The organism is Vibrio sp. 10N.222.55.C6 (genome assembly GCF_041473395.1).
Taxonomy (GTDB): Bacteria; Pseudomonadota; Gammaproteobacteria; order Enterobacterales; family Vibrionaceae; genus Vibrio; species Vibrio crassostreae_C.
Map to the genome: position 1 here is coordinate 1 of NZ_JBFRSD010000533.1, position 502 is coordinate 502.

1 protein-coding gene is annotated in these 502 nt (G+C 39.8%); it reads right to left on the reverse strand.

Going from position 1 to position 502, the window contains the following annotated elements; genetic code table 11:
• Positions 1–502 (reverse strand): ISAs1 family transposase (locus AB4486_RS24945; protein WP_372119381.1); only part of this gene is annotated, 502 nt, incomplete at both ends.

Genomic DNA, 502 nt, shown 5'->3' on the forward strand with positions numbered 1-502 from the left:
GTTTGAGCGTGTTCATCACAAAACGTCTAAATAAAGCAATATTTTCCACCGCACCCTCTAAACAGATTCGTGAACTGTCTTCTTTAAAAACAACATCTAAAGCATAGTGTTGGCTGTTTTCGATTCGCCAGTGTTGACGGATATAATGACCAAGTAGCTTGTGATTGGGTGAAAGAGATCTGATATAATACGAGGTATCTACAGTGCCTTTTCCATTGATTGTACGGTGACTTTCTACGGCAATAATACTGCGTATTGTTGTCCACTTTTCCGCGAGTTCCTGGGGAAGCTTTGCTTTGAGTTGAAACACAATTTGTTCTTCTTTTCTCCCATGCAGAGTTTGCGTTACTTCCGTCACCACTTTTTCTTTCTTCGCGTCAAAAACGGTTTGAAATTGGGAGACAACGACATCTCTCAACTTAGGTTGGTTCTTCTTTACTTGGATAACAACATGGGCGTTTTTCGCAGCTATTTTTTCTAATGTCTTACACTGACAATGTAA